We start from the raw sequence: 16,630 nt of genomic DNA, 5'->3' as shown, positions 1-16,630 counted from the left end.
GTGGACAACGCGGCATTCCGGTCGGCGTCAGGCCGCGACGCTGCGCAACTTGGCCGCTCCCGCGCCCAATCCCCTGCCAGCAGCGGCTTGCCAACCTACATTGGAACGGGTTCAGAACGACGGCAACGGCGCATCGAACGGTCGGACGGCGGAGACGCACGGTCCGCGCGCACGAACGAGACACGGCAGGAGACGACAGGCATGGCGCATCCCGAACGCGAGGGCATGGATTTCGACGTGGTCGTCGTCGGCGCAGGGCCGGCCGGGCTCGCCGCCGCCATCCGTCTGAAGCAGCACGCGCTCGAAAGCGGCGACGAGGTCAACGTGGTCGTCGTGGAGAAGGGCTCCGAGGTCGGCGCCCACATCCTGTCGGGCGCCGTGATCGACCCGTCGGGCCTCGACGTCCTCGTGCCGGACTGGCGCGACGATCCCGAGCGGCCGCTGAAGACCGCGGTGGAGCGCGACGAGTTCCTGTTCCTGACCAAGAACAGCGGCGTCACCCTGCCGAACCTGTTCTTCCCGAAGTTCATGTCGAACCACGGCAACTTCGTCGGCTCGCTATCGAACGTGACCAAGTACCTCGGCGCGAAGGCCGAGGCGCTCGGCGTCGAGATCTATCCCGGCTTTCCGGCCTCCGAGGTGCTCTACGACGACCGGGGCGTCGTCGTCGGCGTCGCCACCGGCGACCTCGGCATCGCCAAGTCGGGCGAGCCGCGCGACGACTACACCCGCGGCATGGAGCTGCGCGGCAAGTACGTGATCTTCGGCGAGGGGGCGCGCGGCTCGCTGACCAAGACGGTGATCGACCGGTTCCAGCTCAACCGGCACAGCGACCACCAGAAGTACGGGCTCGGCGTGAAGGAGCTGTGGCAGCTCGCCCCCGGCAAGTTCGAGCCGGGCCTGGTGCGGCACTCGATGGGCTGGCCGCTGCCGAACAAGGCCGGCGGCGGCTCGTGGCTCTACCACTTCGACGACCACCTGCTCTCGGTCGGCTTCGTCACGCACCTGAACTACGAGAACCCGACCCTGTCGCCGTTCGAGGAGTTCCAGCGCTTCAAGACCCACCCGATGATCCGCGAGGTGTTCGAGGGCGCCAAGCGCATCGGCTACGGCGCCCGCGCGATCATGGAAGGCGGCTGGCAATCGGTGCCGAAGCTCGTCTTCCCCGGCGGCTGCCTCGTCGGCGATTCCGCCGGCTTCGTGAACGTGCCGCGCATCAAGGGCTCGCACAACGCGGTGCTCTCCGGGATGCAGGCGGCCGACGCCATCGCCGCCGCGCTGAAGGCCGGGCGCCAGGGCGACGAGCTCACCGCCTACGATGCCGGCTGGCGCGACAGCGCGATCGGCACCGACCTCAAGGCGGTCCGCAACGTGAAGCCGCTGTGGTCGCGCTACGGCACGCTTGCGGGCGTGGGCTTGGGCGGCCTCGACATGTGGTCCAACACCCTGCTGAACGCCTCGATCTTCGGCACGCTGAAGCACGGCAAGCCCGACTACGCCTGCACCAAGCCGATCTCCGAGGTGACGCCGATCGTCTACCCGAAGCCCGACGGCAAGCTCACCTTCGACCGGCTGTCCTCGGTCTACCTCTCGAACACCAACCACGAGGAGGACCAGCCGGCCCACCTTCAGGTCAAGGACAAGGGCCTGCAGAAGACCTCCGAGCACGACGTGTTCGGCGGGCCCTCCGCGCGCTACTGCCCGGCGGGCGTCTACGAGTGGGTCGAGGATGCGGCCGCCGGCGACGGCGTGCGCTACCAGATCAACGCGCAGAACTGTGTCCACTGCAAGACCTGCGATATCAAGGACCCCAACCAGAACATCAACTGGGTGACGCCAGAGGGGCCTGGCGGGCCGAACTACCCCAACATGTGATCGGATCGATCCGTCTCGTCCGCTCCGCGCGATTCACGTCGCGCGGAGCGGTTTCGCTCGGCGAACCCGCTTCGCGGGAACCGGACGCGCGAGCCGAAAGGGTCGTCCGTCGGGGCGTGGAACGATCGAATCGCGGCGGGTCCGGCGGCGTCCGGCGGTCGGGCCCGCGCCATCCTTTCGCCTTGCGGGCATGGCGGGAAGAGTCCAGTGTCCCCGCCGAATTCGGCGCCGCCTGGCCGCGATGGGCAGGCGCCCGCAGGAGCCGTGAACGGTGCCCATGACCGATGTCCGTCCCCGCCGCACCCGCACGGTGCTCGCCCTGACGCTCGCCGCGAGCGTCTCGCTCGGCGGGCAAGCGTTCGCGATGCAGCCGCGCGAATCCAGCCCGATGTCGGAGTACGAGCCGGCGGAGTCGCTTGAGGGCAACTTCCTCTCGGCCTACATTGCCGGGGCCTCCCGCGACACCGCGGCGGCGGCGAGCTTCTACCGCGAGGCGGTGAAGGCCGATCCGCGCAACACCGATCTGCTCGAGCGGGCCTTCGTCTCGCTGCTCGCCGACGGCGCCCTGCCCGACGCGTTCCGCGCGGCCGAGCGCCTTGTCAACCGCGACTCGACCAACGGGCTGGCGCAGCTGTCGCTCGGCGTGCGCCAGATCAAGGCCGGCCAGTGGGCCGCCGCCCGCCAGAATTTTTCGCGCAGCGGACGCGGGGCTGCCGCCGACCTCACCGCGACGCTCCTCACCGCCTGGGCCTATGCGGGTGCCGGCGACGGCAAGCGCGCGCTCGAGACCGTGAGCAAGCTCAAGGGCGAGCGCTACTACAACACCTTCCGCGACTATCATGCCGGCCTGATCGCCAGCGTCACCGGCGACCAGGCCGAGGCGGAGCGCCGCCTCAAGGCGGCCTACGACGCCGACAAGAACACCCTGCGCATCGTCGACGCCTACGCGCGGTTCGAGGCCAATGCCGGCCGCACCGACCTCGCGATCCAGACCTATACCGACTTCGACGCGCTGATGCCGCGCCACCCGATCGTGCGCGACGCCCTCGACAAGCTGAAGGCCGGCAAGCCGCTCGCCCGCCTCGTCACCACGGCGCAGGAAGGCGCCGGCGAGGTGCTGTACGGGCTCGGCTCGGCCGGCTCGACGCAGGGCGACGAGCTGCCGGCGGTGGTCTACCTCCGGCTCGCCCTCTACCTCGCCCCCGAGCATGCGCTGGCGCGCCTGACGCTCGCCGACACCCTCGACCGGATGAAGCAGCCGGAGAAGGCGAACGAGGCCTACGCCCAGATCCCGGCGACCTCGCCGCTGAAGCTCAACGCCGACATCCAGATCGGACTCAACCTCGAGCAGGCCGGCAAGGGCGACGAGGCGCTGCAGTACCTCGACGCCGCGATGAAGGCGCATCCCGACGACATCGACGTCATCACCGCGCTCGGCAACGTGCAGCGCTCGCGCAAGAAGTACGAGGAGGCGGCCGAGACCTACAGCCGCGCGATCGCGCTGATCGGCGACCGGCCGCAGGCGAACTTCTGGACGACCTACTATTTCCGCGGCACCGCCTACGAGCGCGCCAAGCAATGGCCGAAGGCCGAGGCCGACCTGAAGAAGGCCCTGGAGCTCGTGCCGGCGAGCCAGCCGGCCGCGAAGGCGCAGGTGCTGAACTATCTCGGCTATTCCTGGGTTGACCAGAAGATCAACATCGACGACGCCTTCAAGCTGCTGAAGCAGGCGGCCGACGCCAGCCCGCGCGACGGCATGATCGTCGACAGCCTCGGCTGGGCCTATTTCCGCCTCGGGCGCTGGGACGACGCGGTGCGCGAGCTCGAGAAGGCCGTGGAGCTGAAGCCGGGCGACCCGACCATCAACGACCACCTCGGCGACGCCTACTGGCGCTCCGGCCGGCGCCTCGAAGGCAAGTTCCAGTGGCAGCACGCCAAGGACCTGAACCCCGAGCCCGACGACCTCGTGCAGATCAACGAGAAGCTGAAGAACGGCCTGCCCGACACCGACAAGCCGACCGCCACGGCGGAGAACCCGCCGGCTCCGGTGGCCGCGCCGCACAACGCCGAGAACCCGGAACTGCCGAAGGGCGCCCCGGCCCCGAGCGAGGCGCCGGGCTCGGCCGACAAGAAGAGCGGCGGCTGAAGCAGGTTTATCGACGCGGGACCGGGTTCGACGCGGTCCCGCCGACTTCGGCTTCGATCGCGAAATGCTCTTCGAGGGATACGATCAGCCCATCGATCGCTGCCAGTGCGTCCTCGACGCGGTCGGACGACGGAGTCGTCGGAACACGCCCTGTCGGTGTCCCGTAGCGATAGCTGGTCGCGTAGGCTTCCAGGAACGTGATCGCTGCGAGCGCCCGGCGATCCGGGTTTTCCTCCGGGATCTTCCGAACGATGGTATCGAGCTGGTGGGCGTCCTTCCGCTCGATGTGGATGCTCTCGGCCGTGGCGACGGCTGTGATCAGGTGCTCGGCGGCCTGCGACGCCAAGTAGGCAGCGTTCCGCGACTCGGCCTTGAGCAGGATGCGAGCATCCTTCGCACAATCGCGGGCAAGCTCGAGGCAGGTCGCGATCCTACGCCCCTTGGACATCGAGTCTCTGGCCTTCGCGGGCGAGGGCATAGCTCAGCGTATTCGGGACGCCCCAGCTTTCGGCCAGCTCGCTTTCGCGGGCGGCCAGGATCGTGGCGGAGATGCCGGCTTCGCGGCCGATCGACCACCCGATGATGGGATCGAGCGCATCGTCGGAAACATCGTCCGGCACCGCGACGACGAGGTCCCAATCGCTGTCGGCACGATGATCGCCGCGGGCCCTGCTCCCGAACAGCCAGATCGCCCGCGGTCGCATGCGGGTGCGGATCGCCGCGATCAACGTGGCGAGGTCGTCCGGCAGCGGATCGGCGTAGTTGGATCGGGACACCGTGCGATCCTAGGCCGGCCTTGGCGGGCCGACAATGCCGGGCGTACGCCTGCGGGTTGCCGCGCTGGCGCCCGCCTCGTATGGCCTGCCGCTCCAAGTCATCGCCCCGACGAGAGCCCGTGCCCCTGCTCACCACCCGCGCCCCGGCGAAGATCAACCTGACCCTGCACGTGCTCGGGCGTCGCCCCGGCGACGGCTATCACGTGCTGGAAAGCCTCGTGGCGTTCGCCGGCGTCGGCGATGCGCTGACGCTGGATCCCGGCCCGGAGCTGTCGCTCTCTGTGAGCGGCCCAACCGCGGGACCGGCCGGCCCGACCGGCGACAACCTCGTCGTGCGGGCGGCCCGGCACCTCGCGGAGGCGTTGCCCGATCTCAGGCTCGGCGCGTTCGATCTCGTCAAGCGGCTGCCGGTGGCGGCGGGGATCGGCGGAGGGTCGTCGGATGCGGCCGCGGCGCTGCGCCTGCTCGCGGAGCTGAACGGCCTGCCCTTCGACCATCCGGCGGTGGTCGCCGCCGCGCGGGCCACCGGGGCCGACGTGCCGGTCTGCCTTGATCCGCGGGCCCGCATGATGCGCGGCGCCGGCGAGGAGATCGGCCCGGCGCTCGGGATGCAGCCGTTCCCCGCGGTGCTGATCAACCCCGGCGTGCCGGTGCCGACGGCACCGGTGTTCAAGGCGCTCGGCCTCCGGGTCGGCGATCGCTTGAACGGCGCGCCCCATCCCGGGATCGGCCCGGGATCCGGGGTCGAGGCTCTGGTCGCGGCGATCGGGCCGGCGCGCAACGACCTCGAAGCCCCGGCGCTCACCGTGGCGCCGGCGATCGGCACCGCGCTCGCGGCGCTCCGCACCCAGGCGGGCTGCCGGCTCGCGCGGATGTCGGGTTCGGGCGCGACGGTGTTCGCGGTCTTCGCCGATCGTCATTCGGCGTCGCGGGCCGCGCGCGCCATCGGTTCGACGCAGCCGACGTGGTGGACGGTCGCGACCTACCTGCGCTGACGGACGGGCGGAAGCGTCGAGAGGATCTGTGAAGTGGTTCGAGGGCCGCCGCGTGCGGATCAGTGGACGCGCGAAACGCAGAAATCCACGACCTGCAGCAGCGCCGACTTCATCGGGCTTTCGGGGAAGGGATCGAGCGCATCCCGTGCCAGCGTGCCGTAGTCGCGCGCGCGGGCGACCGTCTCCTCGAGGGCGTGGTGCCGCCGCAGGATCGCGTGCGCGGTCTCGAGATCGCCGTCTTCCAGCGCACCCTGCTCCAGAGTCCGGCGCCAGAAGGCGCGCTCCTCCTCGGTGCCGCGGCGGACGGCGAGCACGATCGGCAAGGTGATCTTGCCTTCGCGAAAATCGTCGCCGACGTTCTTGCCGAGCGCTGCGCTGGTGCCGCCGTAGTCGAGCACGTCGTCGATGAGCTGAAAGGCGATGCCGAGGTTCATACCGTAGGCGCGGCAGGCCTCCTGCTCGGCGACCGGGCGCCCGGCGAGCACCGGACCGACCTCGCAGGCGGCGGCGAACAGCTCCGCGGTCTTGGCGCGGATCACCGCGAGGTACGCGTCCTCCGAGGTGCCGGTGTTCTTGGCAGCGGTGAGCTGCATGACCTCGCCCTCGGCGATCACCGTCGCGGCGGCCGAGAGGATGTCGAGGGCGCGCAGGGAGCCGACCTCGACCATCATCCGGAACGCTTGCCCAAGCAGGAAGTCGCCGACGAGCACGCTCGCCTCGTTGCCCCACTTGATCCGCGCGGCGACCCGGCCGCGGCGCATGTCGCTGCCGTCCACCACGTCGTCGTGCAGCAGGGTCGCGGTGTGCATGAACTCGACGCTGGCGGCGAGCTTCACGTCCCCGTCGTGGCCGGAATAGCCGCAGAGGTCGGCGCTCGCCAGGGTCAGGATCGGGCGCAGGCGCTTGCCGCCGGAATCGATCAGGTGGTTGGCGACCTCGGGGATCATCGCCACGTCGGAACCGGTGCGCGACAGGATCTGTGCGTTCACCCGCTCCATGCCGCCCGACACCAGGGCCACGAGGTCGGCGAGGCTCGCTTCCGCGTCGGGGCGGCCTTCTTCGATGGAAACGACGACACCCAAGGTCCGATGCCTCCAGACCGATTTCGACTGCAGCGCGCGATGCGCCACCCCTTCGCATGCGCTTGAGGGCACCGCAACATGCGTCCGCGAAACCGGATATGGTGCCGGCGCACGCCAGCGCGCACGCGACGAAAGCGCCCTCCATCGCGAACAGGGTTGTGATGACCGAGCTGATCCGCACCAACGACATCGTCCTGATCGGCTTCGCGCAATCGCTGCTCGAAGGCGCCGACATCCCGGTGCTCGTCGCCGACAACCACATGAGCCTGATGGAGGGCTCGATCGGCGCCTTCCCCCGGCGCCTGCTGGTGCCCGGCGATCATGCCGCGCAGGCGCGCCGGCTCCTGCGCGACGCCGGGCTCGCGCACGAGCTTCGCGATGCGAAGCCCTGATCATGGCCGAGGTGCCGGACGACTTTCTCGGCGGAACCCTGCGCCTGCTGCAGCCGCCGCGCGGCAGCCATCGAGCCGGGACCGACGCGGTCCTGCTAGCGCGGTGGATCGAGCCGAAGCCGGGCGACGTCGTCTGCGACGTCGGGGCCGGGACGGGGGCGGTCGGGCTCGCCGTCGGCATCCGCGAACCCGGCAGCCGCATCGTTCTGGTCGAGCGCGCGCCCGAGATCGGCGCGCTGGCGCGCCGGAACGCCGAGCTGAACGCGATGGCCGACCGGGTGACGGTGGTCGAGGCCGACGTGCTCGCCTCCGGTGCCGATCGCCGCAGCGCCGGCCTCGCAACGGGTTGCGCCGACATCGTGCTCACCAACCCGCCGTTCTTCGAGGCGGGACGTCACCGCCCGTCGCCGGACGCGGGCAAGGCCGCCGCCCACGACTTCCCTGTGGGCGGGTTGGAGCGCTGGATCCGGACCTGCACCGACCTGCTTCGACCGGACGGTCGGCTCGGGTTGATCCATCGGGCCGACGCCCTGCCGCTTTGCCTCGAAGCCCTGCGCAACCGGTTCGGCGGCGTCGCGATCCGTCCGGTCCACGCCCGCGCCGAGCGTCCGGCGATCCGCATCCTCGTCCGCGCGACCAAGGGAAGCCGTGCCGCGCTCGAATTGCATCCGCCGCTCGTCCTGCAGGGGGCGGACGGCGGCTTCACCGCCGAGGCGGACGCTCTGCACCGTGGCCGGCCCTGGCCGGCGTGAAGGTGCATGCGGCGCAAAACATCCGCGACGCGTGAAAAGAGGGGGGCGTCCCGGACGCCCCCCTCGCAAAACCTCAATAGAACCGCAGCCGGCGATGATGACCGTGATGGTGGTGGTGATGATGCCGGCGCCAGTGATGGTGACGGTGCCAGCGGTGATGCCGGTGCCAGCGATGGTGGCGGTGCCAATGGCGGCCGCCGTGCCAGCGGGCATTCTGCACCAGCGGCGCGGCATCGTTCTGCGCGGCGGTGATCGGCACCATCATCGGGGCGGCCTTCGCCGAGAGGCTCAGGCCCGTCGCGCCGCCGAGCAGCGCGAGCACGACCATCACAAATCTCCAGGATCGCATCGAGACGTCCTCTCCTTGCCTGTGGGACGGGCGAGGGGTCGGGCCCCGCCCGGGCGGAGAACGCTCCGCCGCGCCGGAAACGGCGGCCGGCGCGATTCGGTTCGATCGGCAGGCCGCGAAACGACGCGCCCTGCGCCGCAAGCCTTGCCGCGGGGCCGGCGATGACCACCTCCCACGACGCGGGCCTTCTCCCACCATCGGATCTCCATGTCCTTCGCCGTTCCGGATTTCGTGCGTGCGCTCCTGCCGGCGCGCTTTCGCAAGACGCGGCCGCGCGTCGCCGTGGTGCGCCTGAACGGCGCGATCGGCGCGGTCTCGCCGCTGCGCCCGGGCCTCTCGATCGCCACGGTGGCGGGCAGCCTGGAGCGCGCCTTCGCGGTGCCGGGCGCGGTCGCCGTGGCGATCGTGATCAACTCGCCGGGCGGCGCGCCGGCGCAATCCCACCTGATCCACCGGCGCATCCGGGATCTCGCCGTGGAGAAGAACCTGCCGGTCTACGCCTTCGTCGAGGACGTGGCGGCGTCGGGCGGCTACATGATCGCCTGCGCGGCCGACACCATCGTCGCCGACCCGACCTCGGTGGTCGGCTCGATCGGTGTCGTCTCGGCCGGCTTCGGGTTCGACAAGCTGCTCGCACGCATCGGCGTCGAGCGCCGCGTCCACACCCAGGGCGACGCCAAGGCGATGCTCGATCCGTTCCGGCCGGAGGACCCGGCCGACGTCGAGCGCCTGCTGCGCATCCAGGCCGACGTGCAGGACCTGTTCACCGGTCTCGTCACGACGCGTCGCCCGACGTTGAGGTCCGGCGAGAACCTGTTCACGGGGGCGATCTGGACGGGACGGCAGGCTCTCGAGCTCGGGCTCGTTGACGCGATCGGCGACATCCGCTCGACGCTGCGCGCCCGATTCGGGGAGGGCGTCGACCTGAGGCTGATCGCCGAGGCGAAGGGGTCGTTCGTCGCCCGCCTGCTGCGCCGCGGGGCGCCGGGCGGGATCGGCTTGGCCGACGAGGCCATCGCCGCGATCGAGGAGCGTGCGGCCTGGGCGCGTTACGGCCTGTGAGGCGACGTCGCGCGCAGGCCGCAAGGCCGCCACACGACGGCGCGCTCAGCGCGCGAGGCAGGCGGCGTCCGGCGTGCCGTACCCGCTGTAGACTACCCGCACCTTGCGGGTGCAGCCCTCGGCCTTGACGGCCGGCGCGGCGACGGGCGCCACCTCGACCGGCACCACCGCGACCGGCACGGCCACCGCCGAGACGTCGTCCACGGTGGCCAGTGCGCTGCTGGCGCTCATCACCAGCGGTGTCGCGACGAGCGAGGCGGCGACGAGGACCGCGAAGACGGTGACGTTCTTCTTGGCGAGGCTGCGCATGACTGTTGTTCCGTCGCGTTCGGCCGGGGCGGGCGGCCGATATCCCAGTGTTGGGCAATAAACTTGGCCGTCGCGATACGGTTCCGCTTGTCTGCCGAAATTGCGCCGCAATCGGTGTGCGCCCGCACCCGCGCCGGCGTCGCGGTTGCCCAATGCGGTCGCCCGCGCTTAAACGCTGCCGCCTCCCCTGCCCGACGACGAAGAAGCGCCCATGCCGAGCGATGCCGATCTCAGCCCGAAAACGTCGTTCCAGGGCCTGATCCTGACCCTGCAGCGCTTCTGGGCCGCCAAGGGCTGCGTGATCCTGCAGCCCTACGACATGGAGGTCGGGGCGGGCACGTTCCACCCGGCGACGACGCTGCGCGCGCTCGGCCCGAAGCCGTGGAAGGCCGCCTACGTCCAGCCCTCGCGCCGGCCGAAGGACGGGCGCTACGGCGAGAACCCGAACCGGCTGCAGCACTACTACCAGTTCCAGGTCATCCTGAAGCCGAACCCCGAGAACCTGCAGGAGCTCTACCTCGAATCGCTCGCCGCGATCGGCGTCGATCTCGCCCTGCACGACATCCGCTTCGTCGAGGACGACTGGGAAAGCCCCACGCTGGGTGCCTGGGGTCTCGGCTGGGAATGCTGGTGCGACGGCATGGAGGTGAGCCAGTTCACCTACTTCCAGCAGGTCGCCGGCCTCGAATGCGCACCGGTCGCGGGCGAGCTGACCTACGGGCTGGAGCGCCTGGCGATGTACGTGCAGGGCGTGGAGAACGTCTACGATCTGAACTTCAACGGCGGGGCGGGCGCGGAGAAGGTCACCTATGGCGACGTGTTCCTGCAGGCCGAGCAGGAGTATTCGCGGCACAACTTCGAGGCGGCTGACACGGCGATGCTGTTCCGCCAGTTCGCCGATTCCGAGAAGGCCTGCCGCCTCTACCTCGACGCCGGCGCGCCCGAGCGCGCGGGCGCGCGCCACCGCATGGTTCAGCCGGCCTACGACCAGTGCATCAAGGCGAGCCACGTCTTCAACCTGCTCGACGCCCGCGGCGTGATCTCGGTGACCGAGCGCCAGAGCTACATCCTGCGGGTGCGTGAGCTGGCCACGGCCTGCGGCGCGGCCTGGCTGCTCACGGAGACCGGCGGCGCATAGGACTGCCACAGACGACAATTCGCGTCCGCCAGATTATCACGAAGGCCTATTTTGTGATAATCGCGGTCGGAGGGATTGCAGTTCATGAAACACGCGGATTTTGTCGGCTCGCCGAGCGGGCGGCTTGCGTCCACGGTGCAGGGACAATGGGCGTTCGTACCTCACGCCCTCCCACCGTCGGAACTCGACCTCACATCCCTGATGGGCGCCATCGCGCACGCATCGCAACTGCTCGGCGAGTTAAACGGCATCAGCCGAACGCTGCCGGATCCGTATCTTTTGATCCGGCCGCTTCAGGTGCGGGAAGCGCTGACCTCGTCGAGCATGGAAGGGACATACACGACCGTGAACGACCTTCTGCTCCTTGAGGCCGGAGCGCCGGAGCGGGGGGGAACGAGCGATACGCGCGAGGTGCAGAATTACCGCCGTGCCCTCTCGGCGGCGATCCGAAGTTTGGAGGATGTCCCGCTCTCATTGCGCACCTTGCGCGACGCGCATCGCCGTTTGCTGAGCGGGGTGGCCCGCCATCGAGGTGCGGTGGCCGCACCTGGCGAACTCAAGCGCAGTCAGAATTTCATTGGCGCCTACACGATCGAAGATGCCCGTTATGTTCCGCCGCCGCCGATGGAGGCGCAAGCTGCGCTCGAAGCTTTGGAAGTCTACATCCAGCGTGAGGATCGTGGCCTGATTCCGGACATCGTCGACGCGGCGCTGATCCATTACCAATTTGAAGCAATACATCCATTCTCAGACGGCAACGGGCGTGTCGGCCGCATGCTCATCACGCTCCATTTGTTCATGCGGCAGGTGATCCGGCTACCGATCCTGTATCTCAGTCCTGTATTCGAACGACGCAAGGACGAGTACATCGATCGTATGTATGACGTTTCGCGCCATGGAAACTGGACCGCCTGGATCGCCTTCTTTCTCGATGTCGTCGTCGAGGCGAGTGAGGCCACGATCGGCACAGCCGACGCTCTGCTCGCACTTCAAGCCGATTATCGGGCTCGTATCCGCGAGGTTGGACGGTCCGCCAACCTCGTGACAATTCTCGACCTCCTGTTTCGGCGACAAGTCGTGACGATTCCGCGGATCGCCGAACATCTAAAGGTCAAGTACCGATCGGCGCAGCTGAACGTCGAGGCGTTGGTGAGGGCCGGTATCCTCGAAGAGGTCGCAGAAACGGCGAATCCGAAATTCTTCATCGCCCGGGAAATCCGGGACATCATCGATCGCGCACCCGTTCGGACTTCATGATTCCCGGCACCCCTTTTCTCGCGCGTCGCACTTTCATCACCGAGTCCAAGGCCTCATCATGAGCATCCGCATCGCGTTCGTCTTGATATTCGCCCTCGGCGCTGCTCCGGCCTTAGCCCAGTCCGCCACCGACCCGGTCGAGACCGTGCGCGCGTTCTACGCCAAGGACGATATCGGTGCGGTCGGCTTCTATGCGGCGCGCCTGCGCTCGCTCTACGAGCGGGACCGGCGCGAGGCCGGAAACGAGGTCGGCCGACTGGATTTCGCCTTCTACGTGAACGGGCAGGACACGGAGGCGAACTGGGAGAAGACCCTGAAGCTCACCATGCTCGCATCCGACGACGCGCGTGCGGAGGTGCAGGCGACCTTCCACAACGGCACGCCGCAGTACCTGCGCTACGATCTCGTGCGCGAGAACGGGCGCTGGCTGATCGCCGACGTGCGCTCGACGACGGCGCAAACCTGGGATCTCGTGACGATCCTTTCTGCGAAGCTGCCCTAGCCCGAGCGCGACGCGCAGATCAGCGGCGGCATCCCGCGCCTCTCCGCATGCTCCGTCTCGACGGACGCGGAGCGGGCGTCTATTCCCGCGGCCATGCCCGATTTGCTGCTCGAACTCCGCTCCGAAGAAATCCCGGCCCGCATGCAGCGGCGCGCGGCCGAGGACCTGAAGAAGCTCGTCACCGCCGCGCTGGTGGAGCGCGGCTTCCTCTACGACGGCGCGAAGGCCTTCGCGACCCCGCGCCGGCTGGCGCTCCACGTCGCCGGCTTGCCCGCGCGCGGCGAGGCTTTGCGCGAGGAGCGGCGCGGACCGAAGGTCGGCGCGCCGGACGCCGCGGTGCAGGGCTTCCTGCGCGGCGCCGGGCTGACGAGCCTCGACCAGGCGCGGACGATTATCGACCCGAAGAAGGGCGAGTTCTACCTCGCAGTGATCGAAAAGCCCGGCCGCGAGACGCTGGACGTGCTGGCCGAGATCCTGCCGGCGATCATCAAGAGCTTCCCCTGGCCGAAATCCATGCGCTGGGGGGCGGCCTCGGCGCAGGCGGGCGCCCTGCGCTGGGTGCGCCCGCTGCAATCGATCGTCGCGACCTTCGGCCCGGAGACCGAGACGCCGGACCTGGTGCCGTTCGAGGTCGGCGGCATCCCGTCGGGCACCACCACCTACGGCCACCGCTTCCTGGCGCCCGGCGCGATCGAGGTCCGTCGCTTCGACGACTACGTCCGGAGCCTGGAGCGCGCCAAGGTCGTGCTCGATGCGGATCGCCGCAAGGACATCATCCTGCACGACGCCCGCGACCTCGCCTTCGCCCGCGGCCTCGAGCTCGTAGAGGACGAGGGCCTGCTGGAGGAGGTCGCAGGCCTCGTCGAATGGCCGGTGGTGCTGATGGGGACCTTCGACAAAAGCTTCCTCGACATCCCGGGCGAGGCGGTGCGCGCCACCATCCGCGCCAACCAGAAATGCTTCGTCGTGCGCGACGCCGGCGGCGCGCTGGCGCCGGCCTTCATCCTGGTCTCGAACCTCGTCGCCACGGACGGCGGCGCCGCGATCACCGCGGGCAACGAGCGCGTGGTCCGCGCCCGGCTCTCGGACGCGAAGTTCTTCTGGGAGACCGGCAAGGCGATCCGCCTCGCGGACCGCCTGCCGAAGCTCGACACCATCGTGTTCCACGAGAAGCTCGGGACGCAGGGCGAGCGGGTGCAGCGCATCGCGGCGCTCGCGCGTGAGCTTGCCTCCCTCGTCGGCGCCGATGCCGACCTCGCCGAGCGCGCCGCGCGGCTCGCCAAGGCGGACCTCGTCACCGAGATGGTCGGCGAGTTTCCCGAGCTGCAGGGCTTGATGGGCGCTCGCTACGCCGCGCTCCAGGGCGAGAACCCGAGCGTCTGTGCCGCGATCGAGGAGCACTACAAGCCGGTCGGGCCGAGCGACCGCGTGCCGACCGATCCGGTTTCGGTGGCGGTGGCGCTCGCCGACAAGCTCGACACGCTGGTGGGCTTCTGGGCGATCGACGAGAAGCCCACCGGGAGCAAGGACCCGTACGCGCTGCGGCGGGCGGCTTTGGGGGTGATCCGGACCACGCTGGAGCGGTCCCTGCGGCTGCCGCTTTCGAGCGTCGCCAACCGACAGTTCGCCATCGCGGAAACCCGTGGCGCGCCGGCCGCCTCCGCCGAGCCCGCAAGCATCCGCGAGGACGATCTCGGCTCGGCCGGCTTCCATTTCTCCGCAATCGTCGAGACCGACGGCGAGGCCGACCGAAGCCCGTCGGCCCAGCGCGTCGCCGACCTGCTGGCCTTCTTCGCCGACCGCCTCAAGGTCTACCTGCGCGACAAGGGCGCCCGCCACGACCTGATCGATGCGGTCTTCGCGCTGCCCGGACAGGACGACCTGCTGATGGCGGTCCGCCGCGTCGAGGCGCTCGGCGCCTTCCTCGACACCGAGGACGGCAGGAACCTGCTCGCCGGCGTGAAGCGCGCCTCGAACATCCTGCGCATCGAGGAAAAGAAGGACGGCCGCGCATACGATGCCGAGCCCGATGCGGCGCTCGCCGCCGCCGGCCAGCCCGAGGAGCGGGCGCTGGCCGAGGCACTGGCGACGGCGCGGGCCGAGGCCTCGGCGGCGGTCGCGAAGGAGGATTTCGCCGGCGCGATGCGGGCGCTCTCGCACCTGCGCGCCCCGGTTGACGCCTTCTTCGAGCACGTCACCGTCAACGCCGACGACGCGGCGCTTCGCGAGAACCGCCTCGCCCTCCTCAATGCGCTGCGCGCCGCAACCCGCGAAGTCGCAGACTTCTCGGCGATCGTGGGGTGAACCGCGGGTCCCTTCTCCCAGGGGGAGAAGGGCAGGACGATCTACACTTCCTATAGGGGGAAGCGCGGGTCTCCTCTCCCGTCCGGAAGAGGGACAGGGTGAGGGATGCGCCTTCTCCGGATGAACCTGTCCCCTCACCCCAACCCTCTCCCGAACGGGAGAGGGTGTGCGTCGCGCATCCGCGAGGTCGCGTCGGCGTGTGAGGTAAGGTCATGGCATGCCGAACCCGACGCAGCGTGCGAAGAATTTGCGGGCGGCGGAGACCGGTGCGGAAGCACGGCTCTGGCGCGTCCTCCGCAATCGGCAGCTGACCGGGCGCAAGTTCCGGCGGCAATGGCCGATCGGTCGCTACGTCGTCGATTTCGCCTCATCGAGGCGAAGCGCGTCGTCGAGGTCGTGGGTGCGACGCATGGATCGCAGGCCGCGATCGCGTCCGATGCCGATCGGACCGAATGGCTCGGACGATGCGGGTTCGAGGTCGTCCGCATCGCCAACGCCGAGATCGACGAAAACCTCGACGGCGTCCGCGAGACGATCCTCGCCGCGATCGAGCGGCGCGATGTCCTATGACGCGCAGCCTCAGAACCAACCCTTGATGCGGAACACCACGATCGGGATGATCGCGCTCGCGAGGATCAGGCTGAGCGCGTAGGGGTAGCCGTAGGCCCAGTCCAGCTCGGGCATGTGCTTGAAGTTCATCCCGTACATCGACGCGATCAGCGTCGGCGGCACGCCGACCACCGAGACGACGGTGAGGACGCGGAAGACGTTGTTCTGCTCGATGTTGATCAGGCCCAAGGCCGCGTCGAGGAGGAACTGGACGTTCTCCGAGAGCCGGGTCTCGAACTCGTCGAGGGACTCGATGTCCCGGCGGATCGTTTCGAAGCGCGCATCGGTCTCCTCCTGGGCCAGCACCTGCTCGCAGGCTCCGGCGACGAAGGGCACGATGCGCTCGAGGCCGAGCAGGCTCGCCCGGATCTTGCCGAGCACCTTCCCGCGGCGGGCGATGCCCCGCAGGATGCGCTTCAGCGCCAGGTCGCGGCGGCGCGGCGGGGCCTTCTCGTCGGATTTCGACGGTCGGGCGCGCACGTCGAAGTCGAAGATCCGCGTCGAGAGGCCGTCGAGCTCGGCGCCCATGTCCTCGAGCGCATCGGCGAGGCTGTCGACCAGCTCCTCCATCAGCAGCAGGAAGACCTCGATCCCGGTCTTGGCGACCTCCCCCTCGTCGATCCGCTTGCGCACCTCGGTGAAGGCGCGGAGCTCGTGGAAGCGCACGGTGACGAGGTGGTCCGGCGTCAGGACGAAGCCGAGCGGCTTGAGCAGCGAGTCGGTGCTCTCGAAGGTCACCATCGGCGTCGAGAGCGACAGGCCGTTCTTCAGCCGGCGCAGGCGGCTGGAGCTCTCGACCTCGGACAGCGCCTTGCGCGAGGGCACGCGGATGCCGGTGGCCTCCTCCACCGCCCGGGCCTCCTCGGGGGTCGGATCGTTGAGGTCGATCCACACGGTCTGGGTCGGGACGGCGGCGCGACCGCGGGTGTCGCTCGGCGCGAGCGCGCCCTCGGGGCCGTGCAGGCTGAGCATGAAAGGGAATTCCGTCGGCGCTTGCGATGAGGGAGAGAAACCCGGCGCGCGACGGCCGCCGCGGGGTGCGACAGACTTGACTCGCCAAGGGGCCGCCGCTATCTCGCCCG

Annotated in this window: 16 protein-coding genes and 1 pseudogene; 11 read left to right on the top strand and 6 right to left on the bottom strand. The window is 69.5% G+C overall.

Annotation, left to right across the window (positions count from 1 at the left end):
* Positions 1–201 precede the first annotated feature (201 nt).
* Both MKK68_RS02630 and MKK68_RS02625 read left to right on the top strand, forming a co-directional pair.
* Positions 202–1,875 (top strand): electron transfer flavoprotein-ubiquinone oxidoreductase, encoded by a 1,674-nt coding sequence (locus tag MKK68_RS02630; RefSeq protein ID WP_244028533.1) that lies wholly within the window; start codon positions 202–204, stop codon positions 1,873–1,875.
* 277 nt (positions 1,876–2,152) lie between these two features.
* Positions 2,153–4,021: a tetratricopeptide repeat protein gene (locus MKK68_RS02625; protein ID WP_244028643.1), complete on the top strand. Its 1,869-nt coding sequence runs from the start codon at positions 2,153–2,155 to the stop codon at positions 4,019–4,021.
* Between the two features lie 7 nt (positions 4,022–4,028).
* Here MKK68_RS02625 and MKK68_RS02620 read toward each other — a convergent pair whose 3' ends face one another.
* Together MKK68_RS02620 and MKK68_RS02615 are read right to left on the bottom strand one after the other, a co-directional pair.
* The gene (locus MKK68_RS02620; RefSeq protein ID WP_244028531.1) at positions 4,029–4,469 is read right to left on the bottom strand and encodes a HEPN domain-containing protein; all 441 of its coding nucleotides are present in this window, start codon (positions 4,467–4,469) and stop codon (positions 4,029–4,031) included.
* Positions 4,453–4,749, bottom strand: coding sequence for a nucleotidyltransferase domain-containing protein (locus MKK68_RS02615; RefSeq protein WP_243936223.1), 297 nt, complete (start codon positions 4,747–4,749; stop codon positions 4,453–4,455). Before MKK68_RS02615 ends, MKK68_RS02620 begins: the two co-directional genes overlap by 17 nt.
* 167 nt (positions 4,750–4,916) lie before the next feature.
* On the opposite strand from MKK68_RS02615, the gene MKK68_RS02610 reads away from it, so the two are divergent.
* Complete coding sequence (locus tag MKK68_RS02610; protein WP_244028529.1) at positions 4,917–5,792, top strand: 4-(cytidine 5'-diphospho)-2-C-methyl-D-erythritol kinase; 876 nt, start codon at positions 4,917–4,919, stop codon at positions 5,790–5,792.
* A gap of 59 nt (positions 5,793–5,851) precedes the next feature.
* Here MKK68_RS02610 and MKK68_RS02605 read toward each other — a convergent pair whose 3' ends face one another.
* The gene (locus tag MKK68_RS02605) at positions 5,852–6,874 is read right to left on the bottom strand and encodes a polyprenyl synthetase family protein (protein ID WP_147725412.1); all 1,023 of its coding nucleotides are present in this window, start codon (positions 6,872–6,874) and stop codon (positions 5,852–5,854) included.
* 161 nt (positions 6,875–7,035) lie between these two features.
* Between MKK68_RS02605 and MKK68_RS02600 the strand changes: the two genes are divergently transcribed.
* Positions 7,036–7,266 carry a DUF2007 domain-containing protein gene (locus MKK68_RS02600; protein WP_244028527.1) on the top strand — a complete coding sequence of 77 codons (231 nt, stop codon included), beginning with the start codon at positions 7,036–7,038 and terminating at the stop codon, positions 7,264–7,266.
* A gap of 2 nt (positions 7,267–7,268) precedes the next feature.
* Positions 7,269–8,018 carry a tRNA1(Val) (adenine(37)-N6)-methyltransferase gene (locus MKK68_RS02595; protein WP_244028525.1) on the top strand — a complete coding sequence of 250 codons (750 nt, stop codon included), beginning with the start codon at positions 7,269–7,271 and terminating at the stop codon, positions 8,016–8,018.
* Positions 8,019–8,091: 73 nt separating this feature from the next.
* Here the strand turns inward: MKK68_RS02595 and MKK68_RS02590 are convergent, their stop codons facing one another.
* Positions 8,092–8,346: a hypothetical protein gene (locus tag MKK68_RS02590; RefSeq protein ID WP_244028523.1), complete on the bottom strand. Its 255-nt coding sequence runs from the start codon at positions 8,344–8,346 to the stop codon at positions 8,092–8,094.
* Positions 8,347–8,574: 228 nt separating this feature from the next.
* Between MKK68_RS02590 and MKK68_RS02585 the strand changes: the two genes are divergently transcribed.
* Positions 8,575–9,429, top strand: coding sequence for a S49 family peptidase (locus MKK68_RS02585; protein ID WP_244028521.1), 855 nt, complete (start codon positions 8,575–8,577; stop codon positions 9,427–9,429).
* Positions 9,430–9,474: 45 nt separating this feature from the next.
* On the opposite strand, the gene MKK68_RS02580 is transcribed toward MKK68_RS02585, so the two are convergent.
* Complete coding sequence (locus MKK68_RS02580) at positions 9,475–9,738, bottom strand: hypothetical protein (RefSeq protein WP_147725407.1); 264 nt, start codon at positions 9,736–9,738, stop codon at positions 9,475–9,477.
* A gap of 211 nt (positions 9,739–9,949) precedes the next feature.
* Here MKK68_RS02580 and MKK68_RS02575 point away from each other — a divergent pair, with 211 nt between their 5' ends.
* The 5 genes and pseudogenes from MKK68_RS02575 to MKK68_RS02555 all read left to right on the top strand — a co-directional run bounded on the left by MKK68_RS02575 (position 9,950) and on the right by MKK68_RS02555 (position 15,509).
* Complete coding sequence (locus tag MKK68_RS02575; RefSeq protein ID WP_244028519.1) at positions 9,950–10,876, top strand: glycine--tRNA ligase subunit alpha; 927 nt, start codon at positions 9,950–9,952, stop codon at positions 10,874–10,876.
* 84 nt (positions 10,877–10,960) lie between these two features.
* Positions 10,961–12,133 (top strand): Fic family protein, encoded by a 1,173-nt coding sequence (locus MKK68_RS02570; RefSeq protein WP_244028518.1) that lies wholly within the window; start codon positions 10,961–10,963, stop codon positions 12,131–12,133.
* Between the two features lie 58 nt (positions 12,134–12,191).
* On the top strand, positions 12,192–12,635 hold the full coding sequence (locus tag MKK68_RS02565; protein WP_244028516.1) for a DUF3828 domain-containing protein: 444 nt from the start codon (positions 12,192–12,194) through the stop codon (positions 12,633–12,635).
* A gap of 93 nt (positions 12,636–12,728) precedes the next feature.
* Positions 12,729–14,939 carry a glycine--tRNA ligase subunit beta gene (glyS, locus tag MKK68_RS02560; RefSeq protein WP_244028514.1) on the top strand — a complete coding sequence of 737 codons (2,211 nt, stop codon included), beginning with the start codon at positions 12,729–12,731 and terminating at the stop codon, positions 14,937–14,939.
* Between the two features lie 217 nt (positions 14,940–15,156).
* Positions 15,157–15,509, top strand: a pseudogene (locus MKK68_RS02555) (endonuclease domain-containing protein).
* A gap of 9 nt (positions 15,510–15,518) precedes the next feature.
* On the opposite strand, the gene MKK68_RS02550 reads toward MKK68_RS02555, so the two are convergent.
* Complete coding sequence (locus MKK68_RS02550; protein WP_244028512.1) at positions 15,519–16,520, bottom strand: magnesium transporter CorA family protein; 1,002 nt, start codon at positions 16,518–16,520, stop codon at positions 15,519–15,521.
* Positions 16,521–16,630 lie beyond the last annotated feature (110 nt).

The organism is Methylobacterium sp. E-016, assembly GCF_022829745.1.
GTDB lineage: Bacteria > Pseudomonadota > Alphaproteobacteria > Rhizobiales > Beijerinckiaceae > Methylobacterium.
This window is presented reverse-complemented; position numbering and strand designations above follow the sequence as displayed.